This window comes from Natrialba sp. PRR66 (genome assembly GCF_034808065.1).
GTDB lineage: Archaea > Halobacteriota > Halobacteria > Halobacteriales > Natrialbaceae > Natrialba > Natrialba aegyptia.
Map to the genome: position 1 here is coordinate 582,642 of NZ_JAXHGN010000004.1, position 19,005 is coordinate 601,646.

Consider the following 19,005-nt stretch of genomic DNA (forward strand, 5'->3'; position numbering starts at 1 on the left):
CGGTAGAAACCCAGAACGGGATTGAAACTCGAAGATGACGTGATTCGGATAGTGTTCGGATAGTCGCAGTGCGGTAGAAACCCAGAACGGGATTGAAACTGAGCGTCGACACTGTACTCGCGGAGGTCCAACACGGTCGCAGTGCGGTAGAAACCCAGAACGGGATTGAAACTCTGTTGATGTGCCGATTGATTCCAAGTGGCGTTGGCGTCGCAGTGCGGTAGAAACCCAGAACGGGATTGAAACACCTCCTGGTTCGTCAGGGGCTCGGGGTAGGCATCGGTCGTGAGCGAGTAGAGTCGGAAAAGTTACTTCGGATAGAGATCAGTCGTCTTCAAGTCCGTTGGTATGGCGATCAGGCTGCTGGCGATGAGTGAGCGCATCGAACAGATCAGACCCGTCACCGACACCCTCGAATCTGACCACGGCTACGTCGACGTCGATCGACGCGGTACCGAGAACACGATGTCCCTGTCCGAGCGTGGGAAAGCTGCTGCTGCCGGCCTCATCACAGACGATCATCGGGTTGTTCACCCAGCTCAAGAGATGGTTTTTGCCGCGTTCGACCAGCCATCCAGATTCAAATCCCAATTCTGGCAGCGTTACTGAGACCCCAAGTCAGTCAGCAAGTACAGTGTATGGGTCGGCCGACGGGATGGGCGCTGGTGAGGACGGCCGTTCGGCGGAAGGTATGCTGGCCGATATGGGCGATGCTGAGACGGCCGGCTATATGCAGTGGTTACCAAAGCTGGGCGACAGCAGTTGGCCGCTACATGCCCGTATTACGGCCGCTGACGTACGCGATGGCGTGAACCTGAACGACTACCCTGTAGAACGGTGGGACGACGGCCGAGTGACCTATGTGAGTTGCATGGAGGACCACTTGGCCGTGAGTACGCAGTACGGCGGAACACTACCCACACTGGTGCGGCTTGCAACGGCGTTACTTGACGATAAGTTGTGGAGCACCGTTCTCACGCCGTCGGCACTCGGCGACGAACTTGAGCACTGTTTCGGCGACACCATCACCAACAGTCGCGATGTCTATGACCATCTTGTCCGGGCGGCGCAAGTTGGGTGGCTCTCCGAGGATGAACGGGCTTACGACCTGCTCAAGAACTGGTACGCAGGCGTCCGGTCTGCCTTGTTACGGAAACTCGGTGAGCCGGATAGTCTGGACGAAGACGAACGCGTTGAGACGCTTCAGAAAGCACATGGCCTTCTCATGTCGGCGACAGCGCTCTACGACGCGATCGGCGTCGATATCTCGATTGAAATCCGCATTCCCGACCCGAACAACCTTCCTGCTGCAGACTTCTGTCGGTTTGTCTCCGAAGTCACGACACGGCAGTCTTCATATGGAATGCATTCGCTGCATCGAAACTTCTGGGAACCGGACAGCCAGAAACGGACCACGGCGATGGCTCGCAATGTGGACCCGTCAGATCCCAATGGCCACCTTCGTGCGTCGTGGATTCTCTCTGGCCCGGGAATCTCGGACTACGCCGAACAGATTCGCGGGGCGATTGCCGCTCGCGACGAGCAGCGCCTCGACGACCGCACGGACTACGACCCGGTCAAACTCAACGTACCGGTCACCGATACATCAGATTACGCGGCCATGCGTCATGCCGTCGAAACAGTGCTCACGAAAAAGAATCTCTGTCCGGCTCACGAATCCGATGCAATGCGCCGCACCACGCGACTATTCGAAGCCTACACTGGCTCGCCGGTCGACGTCGTCGACGCACTGACCGCGCTCACTCGATCGACGCAACCGGGTGACGTTACAATCGCCGATATTGAATACGCACTCTCGACGCTGCCGGCCGATCGTCTGTTCCCCGATCTGTATGCCCCGACGCCCGGCAAGATTTTGCACGCCGTGCTTACGGCCGACGGCCCGATCGGGCGAGCAGATCTTCTCGAGCGTGTCGGCTGTTCGGGGGAGGCCTATCGGAAACACATTGACCGTCTTGAGGCGCTGGATATCCTCACACGGGTCGACGGCGGCAAGTGGACAGCGACGGTCACACCCTGGTACGTTCCAGAGACTGATGCGACGAAACCTAGTGCTGGCCGTGTGACGGTCGGGACCACGACCGTCGATGGCGTGCTGTTCGATGCACTCGATGAACTCGGTTACAACCTTGGTAACTCCGAGCTGATTGGGGCGTTCGAACAGCCGGTGAATCAGGGCAAGCTCATCACGGCGGTTGGCCCATGGATCGACGATTGGATCGATATCCTCACATCGTTACTGAAACCCAACCCCGACTACGTCGGGCAGTCTTTCTACGACGTAACGGTTGGCGAGACGCCAGACCAGGCAACGCTTGCGGAAACAACGGTCGGTATTGTAGCGGACTAACGTGATGAACCTGCTCAAATAGTCGCCATCAGTTTGACCCGTCTGCTCGTACACACAACTCCTGATCTCGTAACTTTTCGACTTCCTAAACGACTCTATCTTGGAATTGGAAACTGTGCCAGCAAACAAGGAGGGTGTCATAGAACGATCCGCATGGCGTTCTTTTTACCCAATCTGGAGCGAACTATCCGTTCACTCCACTTGCGTATCTTGCAACGAGGGGGTGACTGCTGACAGGTACTTCGCCGTGATCGCCGCGACGCCACCCCGTGCGGTTGCACCGAAACCATGTCGAGTGACCACCAACACCTTTAGTTGTCGCCTGAGAATCACCAGTATGGGATCACGGCCAAAAGCCATCCGCTGGTTCGACCGACTTTCATTCCCAGTAGAGATTGGGGCGACAGTTGTCGGTCTAGCCATGGTTTGGCACTTCACCGACATTTCAACAAGTGCTATCGGCGGAGCAACGATTGGGATCGTTGGGGCACGCCTCTGGCAGCCAGTGAAACGACGATTCGGTATCAACAACGGTTGGGGCAAAATCCCTATTGGACTCGCTCTGTTCGGATTGGGAATATATAGTCTCACCTACTCAGAAGGGATGGTGGTCATCAAAATCGGATTTCTACTCGTTGGTGGATGGCTCGTGCTCGATGGTCTCTACGACCTGAAATCGGGTGCCGGAGCAACGGTGTCTGGTTCACCTAACCCGATGGAACGATTCGGAGATGCACAGATCGTCGGGCGCGCCATCGAAAGAGAACCACAGTCTGCGGATGAACTCATATCTACTGTTGATCTATCTCGTCATCGGATTGAGGGAGCACTTGAGATACTTGTAAAGACAGATGCGGTCAGTAAGAGGAATGATCAGTATTATGCACAATTCGAAGACCGATCCATCGGTGACGCACTCAAAAAAGCCCCTTCACGGGCTACCAACCGGGTGAGTACCCTTCCTGAACGGATACTGCGACCGTTCCGATTATTCGGGTTGTGAGCACGTCAGAATGACATATTCCGTGATTGAGTCGCCCTTACGGTCCACAGGGGACCGTAGCGCGGGCAGGAGAAGAATTAGTCTCGCGTCGAAACGATTTTATTACAGTCGTATTCGCTAGTTTCATCCAGAATACGTTACTGTCTGGATTAGGTGGGACTGCATGCATGTTTTTTGCCGGATGCTTGCTTCTCCGTTCAGGAATTCTTGGAACCATCTCATACAGAGCACGGACAAAACGCTAGATGACTCACCTCTACTGACCGCCGTGTCCAGTTAGGAATCAGGGGAAACAAAGAGTGGGATTTGCAAAGTACCTCTACTTATTGACGACTCCCATTTTCTGCTATTACGAGATCAGTCTGTGAAGAGATAGTACTACCAGAGCTACGAGTATTCCTATCGCAACGATTCGCAATACGCTCGCTAAGTATCGTCGGTCCTTTGGGAGCATTTCAGCGACCCCAGATATGCCCGAAGCGATTCCTATGACAAGCGTAGCGGTTAACCCACTAGAATGAAGGAGTTCAAAATATGCATATATACTGAAGAAAGCAAGTGAGGTAACCAGCTGTATTCGAGCCAGTTCCCACCCGCTTGGCTCAGAAAATATCTCCATAGGCTTGATCTCCATTACAACAACCAACTATTATAAAATATAATATATCTGTTGGTACGCACCTTGTCATTCTGGTATGATAATATGTGCTTCTTCTGTACTTACCGTTTGTCGGATAGTCACAGAGAGAGAGAAAGAGAGAGAGGATATGAGAACTGTTCTATGACACCCTGGAATGCTGTTAATCAGTAGTGACGATGATCTCCGTCTCAACCTCAAAGTCTACCACTCTCGTTGATAGTGTCTATACTCCTCTGAACGGACCGGCATGGGCAGACTCTTCGACCTTCTTGCCCGTTCGCGATGAGCTCAATCTCGAAGCCTCAGAGTCGTTCACTGTTAAAAACACGGGAATCGCATTCCCAGAATATCCGGTGGTCACAGAGTTTGATGTCTCTTTCACGGCTCCCCTGCATCTGGATACTCACCGCACAAGAGCGAGAAGAATACGGCATTAAGAAGGTCGATACAAGCGAAGCCGCAATAGCCCCGGCTACCAAAGACGCAGCTTCTGAAGAGGTCTTTATCGCAGACCCGAAGAAGAACATCGAAGTGTCACCTGTCACTGATCCTGGGATTGCTGACGAGGTCTACAAGGAGATGGACGAAAAGCGGGAGGGACTTGAGCTCGAGTAACTAACGAAATTAGAACTTCCAACTTCTCTTTTGGTTGTGCTGCTTCATTCGTTGAAGGGTGCAGAGACAAAATCGGAATCAGGTGGGCCGTGACGGACGATTTTGATTGCGGATCTGGTTACCTCCTCTAACTCAATTTCAGTCGCTGATTCCAGTAGTACGCTAACCGGTCTGGGATTGTAGTCTCCTTTAAGAACGACTACTGTTTCGATGTGTTGGTTATACTCCTCAGTATGTAGTTCCCAACGTAATCTCACCTGTACCTCAGAGTCATCTGGTCTGGAAAGTACTACTCGAGCGACCAATCGATCAGGCGCTACTTGGTATGCTTCTGCCTCATCGATCGAAGCCTGACTACTCTCGCCTTGATTGAAAGCTGAACAGCCTGCTAAGCTAGCGATACAGCTAGTACTTCCAGCAAGGAAGAAACGTCGTGTTGTCCTTGAGTTCATATTTGTCTTTCAGTGGATTTATGGCTCGATCTACTCGTCTCTAACTTACGTATAGTTGCATATATTTAATTCGATTAATCACAACTATATTTTTGAGATTCAATCTGCTAGTAATTACTGCTACGCCATCAGATGGAGAGCGTGAGACGCTTGCCGTAGTCGACACTACTGGACCAGATGTTTCAGTCCTCACACTTACAAATCAGCGAGAGACAGCGAAGAGTTCGGTCACACGGCACGTAAACACATTAGGGGCCGACGGATGACTAACATCACAGATGAAGGACCGAACCAAGCATGTTTCGATCACACTCGCGAGTCGACTCTCTCTTGCAAGGACTGAGTTAGAATAGGATTACCATCCCAAACTAATTTCTTAATAAATTCATCGGGAACGAAGCCCGTGATCCGACGGGTCGGCGGATCGATCAGTCGTCGTCGTGTCCGTGGTCGTCGTCTTCCTCGTGATCATGGTCGTGATCGTGGTCCTCGTCGTCATGATCGTGATTCTCATCACCATGTTCGTCGTCGTAGTCCGAAGACACGCCCTCGACCGGGCGCCCATCGATCACGACAATCTCGTTGGGGTCGAAGTCGAACTCGCCGGTGGTGATCACATCGCCCTCGTTCAGATCCACCAGGTGGATCTCCTGGCTGTTCGGGTCAGTGACGTAAAGGTGATCGCCATTGGCGCGGATAGCCGGGCGGGGCTCCTGCCACTCCTCGGGCTCAGTCCACTCATCGATCACATCGATGTGCTCGAGGTCCTCGCCCGTCTCCGGGTCGATGATGTGGAGCTGACCGTCCTCGGTGAGCACGAGGGCCTCCCCATCAGGTCCGCGCTGGAGGTTGCGGAAGTTGTAGGGAGAGCCCACGTCGGTTGTGGTGATCTCGCCGGTCTTAGCGTTGACCAGGGCCACCTCGGTCATCGGCTCCTCGCCCTCTTCGTCCGTGCGGTAGTCGCCCAGGAGGATGGGAGAGCCCTCGGAGGAGAAGAGGTTGCCGATGCGGGAGAACTCCTCACCGGTATCGTGCTTCTCGAAGCTGTCGCCGTCCCAAACCAGGACCCCGTCCTCACAGCCGAATGCAATGATGCCGTCCGGCCCTGCAGCTTCGCCGTGGACGCCGGGGCAGTCCTCGTTGCGGTCCACTTCCTCGCCGTCAGCGTCCAGGAAGCGAGCGCCGGAACGGTCCTCGAGCGTTTCCAATCGCGAACCGTCCTCGAGCACCACAGCGACGCCATGGTGGGGACCCTCAGTTTCGAAACGTTCGGTCTCGATGCTGTCAGCCTCGACGTCGAGGTCGGCAAGATCCAGGGAGTGGTACTCACCCGTACCGTCGAAGAACAGGGTGCCGATGCCGTCATGAGAGACCACGTGACCCGGAGTGTCCCCATCAACCGTCACATTTGAGAGGTATGGGTCGGTGGTGTAGTAGTGGTTGTGGTCACCGTGGGGCTCTCCCCACGTGCCGGCGTCCAGGAGGCGGAAGCTGTTGCCCTCCGTGAGGAAGGCGTGCTGGCCATCCCCGGCCTCATTGATGCGGACGAACCCTTCGGCGTCGAACTCATCGAGCACCTCCAGCCTGTCACCGTCAAGCACGGCGACACCGCCGTCATAGGTGACGGCTACGCGCGGCTCGGCTCCTCCGACTTCGTTCTGCTCCCGCTCAGAAGGGTCAATGTCGTCCTCACCCTCGTCCTCGGGTTCGCCCTCGTCGTCCTCCCCCTCCTCGCCGTCGTCGGTACAGCCGGCGACCGCCGCGGCGACCATCACTCCCCCACTCAGCTTCAACAGTTCTCGGCGTGTACGTGCCATACCTCCCACAAACGAGAACGGGGACAAAAGTGTTATCATCTACACCACAATAATTAATAAAATGTCGTATCGTATCCGTCGGTGTTAATAATCTGCGAGGGGGCGGTGGCGACCAGGTGCTCCTCGGCGTCCGCGAGGCACGCCTCCGACGTTCCCGCGGCCGCCCAGAGCGTGTCGAACTACCCTAGAGTGGGGTCGAACAGCACGGGTACATCGGAATCGTGGCAGATCGGCGGGACGCCGCCGATCGACCAGCCGAGCAGCTCTCTGATCCGGTCAGCGTCGGCCATTCCGACCGAGTCAGCACCCATCGCCTCGGCGACCCGGTCCTCGTCGACGCGGTTCGCACCGCTGGTAACGACCACGACGGGCTCGCCATCGGCCTCGAAGACGAGACTGCTCGCGATCTGGGCGACGTCACAGCCGACGGCGTCGGCGGCCGCGGCTGCCGTCTTCGTCCCCTCCGAGAACTCCTCGAATCGCCCGTATGACTGTCTTCCGTTGAGATCGCCGAAATCGATTCCGCCAGTTCCACTCTTGTGGGCCACACTACTCTGCATGACGATACGCGTCTCACCTTCCGTCTCTATGAGGTGATCTATGAGGAGTCCAGTGAGTACGAAGTGTCCGAGATGGTTAACCCAAATTGGAGTTCGAATCCGTCTTCTGTCGTCGAGTACGGCGTCATCATTACACCAGCGTTGTTGAGAAGTACATCGAGTCGATCGAACTCGGAATCGAAATCAGTAGCGAACTGTCGAATCGATGCTTGGCTTCCAAGGTCGAGTTCCAGCACCGTCAGTGATGCACCGGTGACCATCGATTCGATTTCTCGTCGTGCACGGTTTGCCCGCTCAAGACTCCGGCATGCCACGACGACGTGCGCCCCCTTCTGCGTGAAGGCCTTGGTCGCTTTAAATCCTAGCCCACTGTTCGCGCCAGTCACGATGGCTGTGTGGCCAGATTAGTCGGGTATATCCTTTGCAGTTCAGTCATCCGATTGTGTCGACGTTTCCATCCTCTGATTAAAGTGAGTCTACGGTCCTGAGTACTGTGCTACTATAGAAGTGCATTTAAATACACTCTCGTGGGGCACAAAAGGATATGATTGAATATGAGTCGGTACCGGCTGCAACGATCTAGAGGATTAAGTCTGGGTAGCGTCTTCTATATCCTATGACAGTGTCTGCGGAACTCCTCGTCAGTTCACCCTCGCTTCCGTTCGTTCGTTTCACAGAATCGTTACCATCCAATCAACTCGAGTGTGAACACGGCCTGTGCCTCGGAGAGGACTCTCAGGTGTTCGTCGTCCATCTCGACCCAGCAGATGGTGTTACCGAAGATGATATCATAGCTCTCGATGAAGTAGTAGGGACAACCCCCCTTGGACGCGAGAGCGGCAGGGATGTCTATCAGCTCGACGTCAAACTGGAGGATACTGTTTCGGAAGCGTTCGTTCCCGGACGGTTCGCCAAGGCTCAAACAGAACCGACGACCATCATTCCGGAGGGATGGTACGAAAAGAAGATTTTTCGGGATTATGAGTCGCTCAATACTATGCGGAATCATTGCGATGAGCATGGCATTCGGGTCGATCTTCTCTCGATCACGCAGGATTCTCCGTCCCCAGATGAACACTCACCATACGGGCTAACTGCCCGGCAATACGAGGCACTGGCGCTCGCTATCTCTCGCGGCTACTACGATAATCCCCGACAGGTCACGGCAGGCGACTTGGCTGAGGAGATGGGTATTTCTCAACCCTCGATGTCGAATCTTCTTCGCCGAGGGGAACGCCAGTTGCTCACGTCGACGATTGGGACACAGCCACAGTAGACGTTCCATACTTGAGTCACTCACTGGGTCTCTAATCAGATGCTGCTATCCGGGACGCTCTATGGAGGAGTGCTCGGGCTAGCGAAGGGACTTAAATGGGGTTTTAGAATAGCATCGAATCCAAATGGCGCGCGGTCTACCTTCAAATGTGGAAATGGAAACCGTCACGCTAAACAACGACGTGGAAATGCCGATCCTCGGATTCGGTACGTATCAGATCGATGATCTCGAAGTATGTGAACGAAGTGTCTCCGATGCTCTCCGTACCGGGTATCGTCTCATCGATACTGCGGCCGGGTATGAGAACGAAGAGGCTGTTGGCAGAGCGATCGAGACGAGCGATGTAGCGAGAGAGGACGTGTTCGTCACCACGAAGCTCTGGATACAGGATGCTGGCTACGAAAGTACGAAGCGGGCGTTTGAACGGTCACTTGACCGACTGGGACTGGACTATCTGGATCTGTATCTGATCCATCAGCCCTTCGGTGACGTTCATGGATCATGGCAGGCAATGGAGGACCTTTACCACGAAGATAAGATTCGAGCCATCGGTGTTAGCAACTTCCACCCGGATCGCTTGATCGACCTGATCGTCCACAACGAGGTCGTCCCTGCAGTCAATCAGATCGAGACACACCCCTTCTACCAGCGGACCGAAGACGCTGAGTTCATGAGCAGGCATGAGATCCAGCATGAATCTTGGGGGCCGTTCGCTGAAGGACGGAACAACCTCTTCGAGAACGACGTGTTGGTTTCGATCGGCAAACAGTATAGCAAATCGGCTGCACAGGTCGTTCTTCGATGGTTGATACAGCGAGGAATTGTTGCGATCCCTAAGTCAGTCCATGAGGAGCGGATCGTCGAGAACTTCGATATCTTTGATTTCGAACTGAGTACCGATGATATGAACACGATCTCAGAGCTAAATGAGTTTGAATCGCTGTTCCCTGACCACCGGGACCCAGAATTCGTCAAACAACTAAGTGAAGTGGAGGCCAATACCTGAGAGTTCACGAGCGCCAACTCCCCCTCAGTTCCACCCAGTCCTCGGATGTTTCCCGATCGGATTTCGAAAAGCAGGTAACTCGAACGTTCGGCTCAGACGGTTCAGACACCACTACAACCACAATCGATCAAATCAAGCACTCAATGACCGAACACCAGCCGAAGAGGTACTAAACTAGACAGTACCCACCACAAAAGACACATACTACTGTATATGTGTTAGATATCATTATCATAATGAATAGAACATTTCCCATCGATTTCCGTCTTAGATAACGATATCCGGTCGGTGATTACCGATCTGGACAGGCGAATGTTTATTGGCGCGCTGGTCGGCATCGTCGGGGTCGGACTGGCCTTGGAGTGGGCCTACTGGACGACGATAGCGTTGGGGCTCGACCTGCTGCGAGCGCTGGTGGAACCACTGCAACCGATCGTCGGGTTAGTCCCCTCGTTGTTGGGGCTCTCGTGTACATGCGGAATCGGCCAGCAGCGAGTGTCCTGGAAATCGGTCTCGTCGTACTCTGGGGGGCGTGCGCGATAGCCGCTGCGTATGTCTTCATGTTCTTTTTCGCACCCATAGTACTAAGCGATGCCCGGATCTCGACCGTTCTGGTGTCTGGTGGCTCCGAATTCACGCAGTGGCAACTATTCCTCTATCTCGGACGGACCGCCATCTTCGCCGAATTGTACGCCGCTGCGGCGTCTCTGCGTGATAGACCGCTTATCAGCGCCCTCGTACTACTTCCCCTTCCGGTCTGGATCGTTGGCGTCTTGGCGATTATGTAGGCCGTTTCGTCGCAGTTCTGTGTCTCTTATGGAAATCAATATCCGCCAGATGAGGGACCAATCAGACGCGACTTGCCCGTGATGATCGCGCCGAATGAGTGTGTCTTGGTGTCTCTTACGCACCCGATTGAGACCGAGCTATCCCCTTCTCGCGAAAGATCGTGTGGTTCAAATCCGGGAGGCACCGTCCGTCTGCGATCGACAACGCGTATCGCAAAGCGAGTGACCCGTTGGCCACGAACCGCCTTCTGAACCGACGAAGACGTCTCACGGCGACGCCTTCGTCAGCGGTCCGAGTGGAGACCGGACGGACTGGAGACGACGTCGTACTCGAGCAGAGCGCATCACCAAGATCGCGTCGTGGGAAGCGAGCTCCGGGGTCACCGATCGAGCCAGCGATCCAACCAAGCGTAGGCGTTCGACCGGACGTCGGCGGGGAACTCGTGGCCGCCGGCAAAGAACGTCAGCTCGAACCGCTCTGGAACGCCGGCGTCGGCGTAGGCGTCCAAAACCGTGTCGCCGAGCCGGCGGACGGAGTCCGGCGGGAAGATGCCGTCTTCGGTACCGTGGGTCACCAACAGCGGCGTCGGAGCCGCGTCCGCCAGGACGTCGTCCATATCGCCGACCGTCAGCAGCCCGGGGACGTACAGCGCGAAGTTGTGGGTGATCTGCTCGCGCTGGACGGCCGCGAGTCGCGCCGCACCGCTTGAGACGACCGCGGCGTCGACGCGGTCGTCAAACCAGGCCACCCAGGCGGCCTCCTGCCCGCCGAGCGAGTGCCCGAGCACACCCAGGGAATCGGGAGCGACCGAGTCATGGGCTTCGAGGATGTCGAGCGCGGCGGCGAGGTCCGAGAGGTACTTCGCCTGGAGGGAGGAGCCGCGAAGCAGACGGTCCATCGCGACGAACTTCTCGTAGTCGGCGCCCGCGGGGGCCGTCCCGGCCGCGCGCTCGCGCTCGGCCGGGCGGCGGTCCTCGAAACAAAGCAGGTCCGGACAGCAGACGACGTGGCCGCGCCGGCAGCACTCGACGCCGTAGTGGTACGCGGCCGTCTCGCTCAGCCCGGCGGGGTCGGACTTGCCGACGGCGAACTCGCCCGCGTGGGGGTGGACGGCGAGGACGCCGGGGCGCTCGTCGCCGGCATCGATGTCGTCCGGCACGAGCAGATAGGCTCGGGCTCGCTCTCCCGGTTCGACGTCGTACTCGACGAGTCGGCGCTCGAACCCGTCGGCGGCCATGGTCGAGACGATTTCGACGGCCGGATCGGGGCGGTCGGGGATCGTTCCGAGGCGATCGAGGATCGCGTCGCGAGTGGCACTCACACCGGCACGACGACCGGCGGGACCATAACTACACGCGTGATGCTCTGCAGATCGAACGCTGTCCGCCGCCCGGACCGACGGGCGCGACGTCGAACATTTATCGGCGTTCGAATCGATGTTCAGAACGGACCAACGGTTCGATCGCATCATGGCCGACGACGATTCCCCGCCACCGGACCCGCCAGGCGTCAGTCCGGAGACCGTCACCGGCTCCGATCGGATCGCCGCGGCCGCGGATCGGTTCATTCGATTCGTCGAACTGATCGCGGCCTGGGTATTCGCGATCATCTTCGCGATCGGTGTCGTCGACCTGACGCTGCAGATCTGCGGTCGATTCGAGCGCAGACCATTACTGATCCGCTCGTCGTCATCGGGTTCATTGACACCGGCCTCCTACTGTTGATCATCGTCGAGGTGTATCACACGGTCATCGCGTACACGCAGGAGAGCGAAACCCGCCAGATCGTAGGCTCGTCATCTACACTGGCGTGATTGCGATGGTCCGGAAGGCGATCATCTTCCGGACGGACGAGTACGCGACCGCGCAGGACGCCCTCTTCGCCGCCGTCTCGTACACGATCATCATCTTTGGCCTAGTCGCCTTGCTCTTCGCAGAGCGCGTGTACGGCTGACGCCGCGGCCGCACTTCGTTCGTCGGGTCGGCGTGCCCGGACGGCTCGGCGAACGTCGGCTCGAAATTTATGCCGCGGTCGACCGAAGTCGATGTCGTGGCCGTGGAACTGCTCGGCAAGGACCGGATCGAGGAACGACTCGCGGCCCTCGTGGATCCCCTGGCCAAGTTCCACGAGACCTACGAATCGATCGGCGAGTACCCGTCGCTGGTGGTGCTCTTTCGACCGCCCAGCGGCGTACGACGACGTCGCGATGCACCCCGACGCGGGCGACTTCGTCGACCCGCGGACCCGGGAGTGGAAGCAGTACATGCTCCCGGAGACGAACGCGGAGAGCGTGGCTCGGTGTCCGCTGCCCGAGCGAACCGACGTTGAGGGGAGTCGGCGAGGGCGCGAGCGACGGTGACGGCCGCGAATTCGCGGGTCAGAGGCCCGTAGGATCGAGGCTTGTGGATCCTCGCTCGAAGGCCGGAAGCCGCGTGTTCGCGGAACCGGCATGCCGTTCGGGCAAGCCACTCTTCAAGAGGCGGGCCGCTGTCGGCACGAGTATGAGCGACGAGGCGATCACCAACGAGAGCGACACGTTCGAGATCGGCGACGCGACCGTCCACCGGCTCGGGTTCGGCTCGATGCGGATCACCGGCGAAGACATCATCGGCTCGCCGGACGACGAGGGCACCGCACGCGAGGTCGTCCGGCACGCCGTCGACTGCGGCGTCGACCTCATCGACACGGCCGACTCCTACGGCCCGGCCGTCAGCGAACGGCTCATCGGCGAGGCGATCGGCGACCCCGACGACGTGCTGGTCGCGACTAAGGCCGGCCTGCTGCGCAACGACGACGGCGACTGGATCGCCCACGGCGATCCGGACTACATCCGCAATCAGGTGCTCACCTCGCTCGATCGCCTGCAGACGGATACCATCGACCTCTACCAGTTCCACCGACCCGACGACGACACGCCCTTCGAGGACTCCGTCGCGACGTTCGCCGAACTCAAAGACGAGGGGTTCGTCGACGAGGTCGGCGTCAGTAACGTCTCGCCGGAACTCCTCGACCAGGCTCGCGAGCAGGTCGAGGTCGCGACCGTCCAGAACCGGTACAACCTGAACGATCGCGGGAGCCAGGAGGTCCTCGATATCTGTGAAGAGAACGGCATCGGCTTCATCCCGTGGGCCCCGATCGACGGCGACGACCTCGACGCACACAGCGACCTCCTCGACGAGATCGCCGACGAGCACGACGCGACGTGGCGTCAGGTCGCACTGGCCTGGCTGCTCGAGCGCGCGGACGTCATCCTCCCGATTCCGGGAACCTCGGATCCCGACCACCTCGAGTCGAACGTCGCCGCCACTCACCTGTCGCTCAGCGACGACGAGGTCCAGCGGCTGACCGAGGCCGCGAACTGAGGCCACCGCGGTCGCGACGCGGTCGGTGTGTTCAGAATTCTCGTTTCGGCGATACACGTGCGTCGTCTTGTGCCACTTGTTCTTACCTAAGTGGAGCTTTCGGTCGTTCACGTACCGATCCGTATCGCTCTTGAAGAGTCGCTTCGCCTGGGCTCTCTCACTCGTGTGCATCCGCTTTGGAACGACATACGTGAGCCCGCGTTTGCTGACCATCTCCAGAACGTGTTGACTGTTGAACTCTCGGTCCATCAGTACATTGTCAACGTGGACGAGGTCCTCAGCCGAATTGAGCAGGTCTTCGACGATCGGCTTGATTTCGGGCCGTGCGCCCGTAGCCACGGCGCGAGCGCGACAGTTGCGTTCCCGCTCTCGTCCCTTACCAAGAAGAGTTCAACGAGTAACCGCTACTGGAGTTCTTCGATGAGGGAAGCAACCGCTTCGTCGGCGATATCGCCTTCAAGACGACCTTGCCAGAAATCGATGTCCTCGTGGTCAATTGATTGGACACCCCACGGGACGATTCAACTCTCATCCGGCGTCCCGCCACGAAGCCAGCTCTCCGAATCCGGGGCATTTCGATGAGTTCATCAAGAAGTGTCCGATAGGTCGTGTTTTTCCGAACCTTGAGGCAGAGCAAGACGATATGCTGGTGGAGCGTGTAGCGTCGTTTTGAGAACTTCGAGGAATATTGAGCCACGGCTCGCCGGGCCAAGTGGAATGCTTGTTCAACAAATTGGAGTACCCGTGACTTCGGGAGGGCCTGCATTCGGTCACACTACCGGTCGAACCTGTAACCTCTGGAGGATTTCAACAGAGCCCCTCGAATGACGCTGAACAGCACCAGCCGCTATGTCACCAGATTCTTCAGCGGGAACGGCAACCATAGCGGTGATGAGAGACCGGTTTGAGGGACTGTCAGGACGAGAGACAGTACTAGTGTCCCGTCAGACAGTGGGCCTTCTCGTAGCTGTCTGCGTGCTCGTCGTCGGCGCAACGCTTCCACCACTGCCGGCGCTGACCGTTGACGGACAGCGCACGCTTGCAGTCTTCCTGACTGCGCTCGTCCTCTGGCTGACTCGACCCATGCCGTATGTCGTCTCGAGCGTTCTCAGCGTCACGTTACTGTTCGCGCTGGGGACTGTCGATTCGTTCAGTGCAGCGACGACGGGATTCACGTCGACGCTCGTCTTCTTCCTACTGTTGCTCCTGTTGTTGGGTGACGCGACGGCGAGTGTCGGTCTCGATCAACGGGTGGCGCGTCAACTGCTGACTGCAGACAGTACGCCGCGTCGGACGCTGCACTCAGTTGCCGGGAGTATTCTCGCATTGGCACTGGTGATGCCCTCTGCGATGGCTCGCGCGGTAACATTCATTCCGATCGTGAAACGACTCGCGGGTGCGTTCGAATTAGAAGCCGATAGCGGCTTCGAAAGTGCGGCGTTTCTCGTTCTCGGCCACGTCAACCCGATCGCGTCGATGGCGCTAATGACCGGTGGCGGAATGGCGTTAGTCACCTCCGAGATCGTCGCGACCACGGTCCGGTCAATAACGTGGGTCGACTGGGCCGTGTTGATGCTTCCGCCGACGGTCCTCCTCTACGCGTTGGCGACCCTCTGTGCGGGTCTGTTCGCGACGGTCGACGGAGAGACGACGATCGGCAGGGATAACGGGATCCGACTGGAGGTGGATGGCGAGGGGACGACTCCATTGACTCGCGAGCAGCGTATCGTCGGAATCGTCCTCTTCGGGGCCGTCGTGAGCTGGATCGTCGGATCGTTCGTCGGGTTACCAACGGTACTACCGGCTGTCGCGGCGGTCACAGTGCTCTCCATACCGCCCGTCAGCATTATCTCGGCGGAGGATATCGCAGCGGTGAACTGGGGTATCATCTTCCTCATTGGCGCTATGTTATCGATTCTGGACGTCATGGACGCGACCGGTGCGATTAGGGCAGTCATCGATGTGCTCATGCGGTGGGTTCCGTTCGAGCTACTCGCCCACTGGCAGATCGTTGCAGTGCTGGTCGCCATCGCTGTCTGGATCAGAATCCTGTTCTCGACCGGCTCGGCGGCGATCGTCGTTGCGCTCCCGATCGTCCTCGAGTTCGCGGACGCGTTCGGTATCGACCAGCTGTCTCTCGCGCTTACCGTGTTACTGGTCGTCGGTTCGACGACGATCCTCCCGTTTAACACGACGGCAGTATTGGTATCGATGGATCGAGGGCCGCTATCGCATCGCGATATCGCCTCGTTCGGAATCGTGACGATGGGACTCTCTTTCGGTGTCGCTGCCCTCTCGTGGCTCGTCTACTGGCCGCTGGTGACCTGATCGCGACAAGCGTGAGCTATATATGAACGGACCGGACTCTTCCCTATAGGTGGGTCGCCAATTCTACGTGTTGAGTTCACTACTGTGCCGACGGGCGTGATGGCGAAGATCCATCGAGAGATGGACGACATCCGGAGTATCGAGCTCGACAACGCGTTCTACGTCGAAGATGGAACGTGGATTGAGTCCCTGACCGTCGCGTCAAACACCGGGTTTGACCCCGAAACGGTCCTTGAAGGTATCTCCGGCACATCGGTGTTCTATAGCAGTGAGATTCCGACCGCATCGGACGATCTCGAGATTCGCCGACTGACCATTTTGGCAACGGAGTCGTACCCGTTTATTCTGGGTCTGGTCCTCCGTCAGGAGGCGATTCCGAACCGCATCGTTCTCCAGAATGACGTCTTCGAAATCGTGACGACGACGCGCGACTGGGACCAGTTTCGGTCGATGGCCGACGAGGTCCAAGAGACCCTCGGCGAGTTCGAACTCCTGTCGGTGACCCAAAACGAGAACCCCGGCGAACCGCTCGACAGCGGACGGTTAACGGAGGTTCTCGTCTCGAAACTCACTGACGAACAGTTGGCTGTCCTCGAGACGGCGTACAATTACGGCTACTTCGATATCCCCCGAGAGGCATCAGCAACTGATCTCGCCGACGAACTCGACATCGCTCAGTCGACAGTGAGCGAACGTCTTCGGACCGCCGAGCGAACATTGCTCGAGCTCATTTACGGGCCGCAAGAGTGATCGCTATCCGAGTTCGTCTCGAGAGTGGGTTTTCACACCATCCCTCACTTAAAGAATGATAGCTATCGGTGCCGATAGGGAGTAGACCGAACCTAGTTAGCCCATAACGTGGGGGTGGATGACGACGCAAGAAAATCATGAAGGTTCGGTCGCAGGGGTCGGTGGCCGACTCACGCGACGTGGCTATATCGCCACGGCCACCGCGGCGCTCGGAACGAGCGCATTGGCGGGCTGTAGCGCTAGTCGTGGCGAGAGTCTCGAGCCGGACGTGCCCGATGGCGTCCCGGAGACTGTCGAAACGAAGCACTGGCGCGAGTGGGAGACCGTCGACGCTGAATCACCACCGCTGGATTACAGCGCGACGGCCGGTTCGGTGCTCGACCGGTTACCCGTAGAGTTCTCGAGCGAGGACGATCCGTGGATGCGCGAACACGCGTTGATGGTCAAGCGCGGTCTCAACGACCTGGGTATGGCCGTCAGGCTCAACGATCGACCGCTGAACCAGCTATACGCCCAGAGCTGGGAAACGCGGGGGCTCGAGGCGGTCATCTCGATGAGCACGCACGGGCCCGACCCGCAGCGGGGGCTCGATCCGAACCCGCTGTTGATGCGCGCGACCGAGGAATCGCTCTCGAACTACGACAATTACCACAATCCCGAGCTACAAGAGGTTCTCACGGAACAGGCCCAGACGACCGATCGCGAGAAGCGCGAGGAACTCGTCGACCGCGCGCAGGAACTGTTCGCTGAAGATGTCGGGGCGCTCATCACGCTGTACCCGAACATCATCACGGCGGTGAACACGGAGCGGTGGAGCGGCTACGTCGAAACGCCGGGCAACGGCCCGACGATGGACTCGTTTGTCTGGACGGAGGTCAACCTCCAGCCCGAGACGGACAACCGGACCTACGTCAAGGGTGTCACCACGTCGATGAACTCGCTGAATCTGCCGTGGGCCGCCGGCGGCGCGGAGGCCAATCGACTCACGTTCATCTACGACGGATTATTCGACGCGACACCCGATTTGGACGTGGTCCCCGCACTGGCGACCGGTGGCGATTTCGTCGACGATACGACCGTCGAACTCACGCTGCGCGAGGGCGTCGAGTGGCACGACGGCGAGGCGTTCACCGCCGAAGACGTGACGTTCACCGTCGAACTGTACGACGAATACGCCTCGACGAGTCAGGTGCCGTTCTACGAGCCGATCGAGTCCGTCGAGGTGCTCGGCGATCACGAAGTGCGGTTCAACCTGTCGAACCCCGACGCCTCGTTCATGACCCAGCGGGTCGTCCGGAGCGTGATCCTCCCGAAACACCGGTGGGAGGACGTCGACAACCCGTCTCAGCATAACCCGGACGCCCCCGTCGGCACCGGCCCCTTCCAGTTCGAAGACTGGGAGCAGGGGACCCGGTTCGAGGCCTCGCGCAACGAGAGCCACTGGATGTTCGACGACGACTGGCGGGCCGACGCCCTCGGCGATCAGGCCGAGCGCGGCCCCGGCGTCGAGAACGTCATCTGGATCAACGTGAGCAACGTCGATGCGCTGATCGGCTCGCTCCAGAGCGGGTCGATCGACGCCATCGGGACGACACTCTCGACCCTACAGGCCGACCGTGCGGCCAACACCGACGGGATCGAGAAGATGTCCGTCGGTAGTTACGCGCCACTGAACGCGAAGCTCATGTTCTCCTGTCCGCCGATCCGGGACAAGGAATTCCGCGTCGCGCTCGCGAAAGCGGTCGACTCACAGGGGTTCGTCGAGGACTTCCTCCAAGGACAGGCGACGGTACCGAACGGAGAGAACCTGATTTCGTCGCTCACCCAGTGGCACAACCCCGAGACGACCGACTACAGCTACGACGTCGAAGACGCACGAACCATCCTCAAGCGGGCAGGCTACACGTGGGACGACGACGGCAACTTGCGGTTCCCCAACGGCGACGCGTGGGGAGCGTTTGTTGAGCGACTTCAGCCCGAAAACACCAACGAGCGCCGCTCGGACCTCGACCAACCAGATTTCTCATGAACAGCCA

Annotated in this window: 14 protein-coding genes, 6 pseudogenes and 1 CRISPR repeat array (1 of these 21 cut by a window edge); of the genes and pseudogenes, 12 read left to right on the forward strand and 8 right to left on the reverse strand. The window is 58.1% G+C overall.

Annotation, left to right across the window (positions count from 1 at the left end; all coding sequences use genetic code 11):
• Positions 1-246: a CRISPR direct-repeat array (repeat unit 37 nt; unit sequence GTCGCAGTGCGGTAGAAACCCAGAACGGGATTGAAAC) (it extends 369 nt beyond the left edge of the window).
• A gap of 78 nt (positions 247-324) precedes the next feature.
• On the reverse strand, positions 325-522 hold the full coding sequence (locus tag SM755_RS16740; protein WP_323173663.1) for a hypothetical protein: 198 nt from the start codon (positions 520-522) through the stop codon (positions 325-327).
• 4 nt (positions 523-526) lie between these two features.
• Here SM755_RS16740 and SM755_RS16745 point away from each other — a divergent pair, with 4 nt between their 5' ends.
• The 3 genes from SM755_RS16745 to SM755_RS16755 all read left to right on the forward strand — a co-directional run bounded on the left by SM755_RS16745 (position 527) and on the right by SM755_RS16755 (position 4,629).
• The gene (locus tag SM755_RS16745) at positions 527-2,371 is read left to right on the forward strand and encodes a hypothetical protein (protein WP_323173664.1); all 1,845 of its coding nucleotides are present in this window, start codon (positions 527-529) and stop codon (positions 2,369-2,371) included.
• Positions 2,372-2,708: 337 nt separating this feature from the next.
• Entirely contained in the window at positions 2,709-3,374 is a 666-nt protein-coding gene (locus SM755_RS16750) for a hypothetical protein (RefSeq protein ID WP_323173665.1), read from the forward strand.
• A 1,009-nt stretch (positions 3,375-4,383) separates the two neighbouring features.
• A complete protein-coding gene (locus SM755_RS16755) occupies positions 4,384-4,629 on the forward strand; it encodes a hypothetical protein (RefSeq protein ID WP_323173666.1) in 246 nt (81 codons plus the stop codon).
• A gap of 880 nt (positions 4,630-5,509) precedes the next feature.
• Here the strand turns inward: SM755_RS16755 and SM755_RS16760 are convergent.
• From SM755_RS16760 to SM755_RS16770, 3 genes and pseudogenes are all read right to left on the reverse strand, one after another.
• Positions 5,510-6,898, reverse strand: a complete 1,389-nt coding sequence (locus SM755_RS16760) for a hypothetical protein (RefSeq protein WP_323173667.1) — start codon at positions 6,896-6,898, stop codon at positions 5,510-5,512.
• Between the two features lie 182 nt (positions 6,899-7,080).
• Positions 7,081-7,374 (reverse strand): annotated as a pseudogene (locus SM755_RS16765) (YbaK/EbsC family protein); the annotation flags it as partial.
• 122 nt (positions 7,375-7,496) lie between these two features.
• A complete protein-coding gene (locus SM755_RS16770) occupies positions 7,497-7,844 on the reverse strand; it encodes an SDR family NAD(P)-dependent oxidoreductase (protein ID WP_323173668.1) in 348 nt (115 codons plus the stop codon).
• Between the two features lie 230 nt (positions 7,845-8,074).
• On the opposite strand from SM755_RS16770, the gene SM755_RS16775 reads away from it, so the two are divergent.
• The 3 genes and pseudogenes from SM755_RS16775 to SM755_RS16785 form a co-directional block, all read left to right on the forward strand.
• The gene (locus SM755_RS16775) at positions 8,075-8,734 is read left to right on the forward strand and encodes a helix-turn-helix domain-containing protein (protein ID WP_323173669.1); all 660 of its coding nucleotides are present in this window, start codon (positions 8,075-8,077) and stop codon (positions 8,732-8,734) included.
• 154 nt (positions 8,735-8,888) lie between these two features.
• On the forward strand, positions 8,889-9,740 hold the full coding sequence (locus SM755_RS16780; protein ID WP_323173670.1) for an aldo/keto reductase: 852 nt from the start codon (positions 8,889-8,891) through the stop codon (positions 9,738-9,740).
• A gap of 88 nt (positions 9,741-9,828) precedes the next feature.
• A pseudogene (locus tag SM755_RS16785) lies at positions 9,829-9,918 on the forward strand (IS6 family transposase); the annotation flags it as partial.
• A 990-nt stretch (positions 9,919-10,908) separates the two neighbouring features.
• Here the strand turns inward: SM755_RS16785 and SM755_RS16790 are convergent.
• The gene (locus SM755_RS16790) at positions 10,909-11,850 is read right to left on the reverse strand and encodes a dienelactone hydrolase family protein (RefSeq protein WP_323173671.1); all 942 of its coding nucleotides are present in this window, start codon (positions 11,848-11,850) and stop codon (positions 10,909-10,911) included.
• A 148-nt stretch (positions 11,851-11,998) separates the two neighbouring features.
• Here SM755_RS16790 and SM755_RS24505 point away from each other — a divergent pair.
• The 3 genes and pseudogenes from SM755_RS24505 to SM755_RS16810 all read left to right on the forward strand — a co-directional run bounded on the left by SM755_RS24505 (position 11,999) and on the right by SM755_RS16810 (position 13,891).
• Positions 11,999-12,482, forward strand: a pseudogene (locus SM755_RS24505) (phosphate-starvation-inducible PsiE family protein).
• Positions 12,483-12,573: 91 nt separating this feature from the next.
• A complete protein-coding gene (locus SM755_RS16805) occupies positions 12,574-12,888 on the forward strand; it encodes a YqcI/YcgG family protein (RefSeq protein WP_083873438.1) in 315 nt (104 codons plus the stop codon).
• A 142-nt stretch (positions 12,889-13,030) separates the two neighbouring features.
• Positions 13,031-13,891, forward strand: a complete 861-nt coding sequence (locus tag SM755_RS16810; protein WP_049904063.1) for an aldo/keto reductase — start codon at positions 13,031-13,033, stop codon at positions 13,889-13,891.
• A 21-nt stretch (positions 13,892-13,912) separates the two neighbouring features.
• Here the strand turns inward: SM755_RS16810 and SM755_RS16815 are convergent.
• From SM755_RS16815 to SM755_RS16820, 3 pseudogenes are all read right to left on the reverse strand, one after another.
• Positions 13,913-14,197 (reverse strand): annotated as a pseudogene (locus tag SM755_RS16815) (transposase); the annotation flags it as partial.
• Positions 14,198-14,295: 98 nt separating this feature from the next.
• A pseudogene (locus SM755_RS24510) lies at positions 14,296-14,451 on the reverse strand (ArsR family transcriptional regulator); the annotation flags it as partial.
• Positions 14,451-14,657 (reverse strand): annotated as a pseudogene (locus SM755_RS16820) (IS5/IS1182 family transposase); the annotation flags it as partial. The pseudogenes SM755_RS24510 and SM755_RS16820, both read right to left, overlap by 1 nt.
• Positions 14,658-14,782: 125 nt before the next feature.
• On the opposite strand from SM755_RS16820, the gene SM755_RS16825 reads away from it, so the two are divergent.
• From SM755_RS16825 to SM755_RS16835, 3 genes are all read left to right on the forward strand, one after another.
• Positions 14,783-16,219 (forward strand): SLC13 family permease, encoded by a 1,437-nt coding sequence (locus tag SM755_RS16825; protein WP_049904061.1) that lies wholly within the window; start codon positions 14,783-14,785, stop codon positions 16,217-16,219.
• Between the two features lie 99 nt (positions 16,220-16,318).
• Positions 16,319-16,969: a helix-turn-helix domain-containing protein gene (locus SM755_RS16830; protein ID WP_006667409.1), complete on the forward strand. Its 651-nt coding sequence runs from the start codon at positions 16,319-16,321 to the stop codon at positions 16,967-16,969.
• 118 nt (positions 16,970-17,087) lie between these two features.
• The gene (locus SM755_RS16835; RefSeq protein ID WP_006667408.1) at positions 17,088-18,998 is read left to right on the forward strand and encodes an ABC transporter substrate-binding protein; all 1,911 of its coding nucleotides are present in this window, start codon (positions 17,088-17,090) and stop codon (positions 18,996-18,998) included.
• Positions 18,999-19,005: the final 7 nt, after the last annotated feature.

Coding starts and splice junctions, on each gene's coding strand:
- SM755_RS16805 (WP_083873438.1), top strand. CDS start 12,574: ATGTCGTGGCCGTGGAACTGCTCGGCAAGGACCGGATCGAGGAACGAC.
- SM755_RS16755 (WP_323173666.1), top strand. CDS start 4,384: ATGTCTCTTTCACGGCTCCCCTGCATCTGGATACTCACCGCACAAGAG.
- SM755_RS16740 (WP_323173663.1), bottom strand. CDS start 522: ATGATCGTCTGTGATGAGGCCGGCAGCAGCAGCTTTCCCACGCTCGGA.
- SM755_RS16835 (WP_006667408.1), top strand. CDS start 17,088: ATGACGACGCAAGAAAATCATGAAGGTTCGGTCGCAGGGGTCGGTGGC.
- SM755_RS16775 (WP_323173669.1), top strand. CDS start 8,075: ATGACAGTGTCTGCGGAACTCCTCGTCAGTTCACCCTCGCTTCCGTTC.
- SM755_RS16760 (WP_323173667.1), bottom strand. CDS start 6,898: ATGGCACGTACACGCCGAGAACTGTTGAAGCTGAGTGGGGGAGTGATG.
- SM755_RS16825 (WP_049904061.1), top strand. CDS start 14,783: ATGAGAGACCGGTTTGAGGGACTGTCAGGACGAGAGACAGTACTAGTG.
- SM755_RS16830 (WP_006667409.1), top strand. CDS start 16,319: ATGGCGAAGATCCATCGAGAGATGGACGACATCCGGAGTATCGAGCTC.
- SM755_RS16780 (WP_323173670.1), top strand. CDS start 8,889: ATGGAAACCGTCACGCTAAACAACGACGTGGAAATGCCGATCCTCGGA.
- SM755_RS16750 (WP_323173665.1), top strand. CDS start 2,709: ATGGGATCACGGCCAAAAGCCATCCGCTGGTTCGACCGACTTTCATTC.
- SM755_RS16810 (WP_049904063.1), top strand. CDS start 13,031: ATGAGCGACGAGGCGATCACCAACGAGAGCGACACGTTCGAGATCGGC.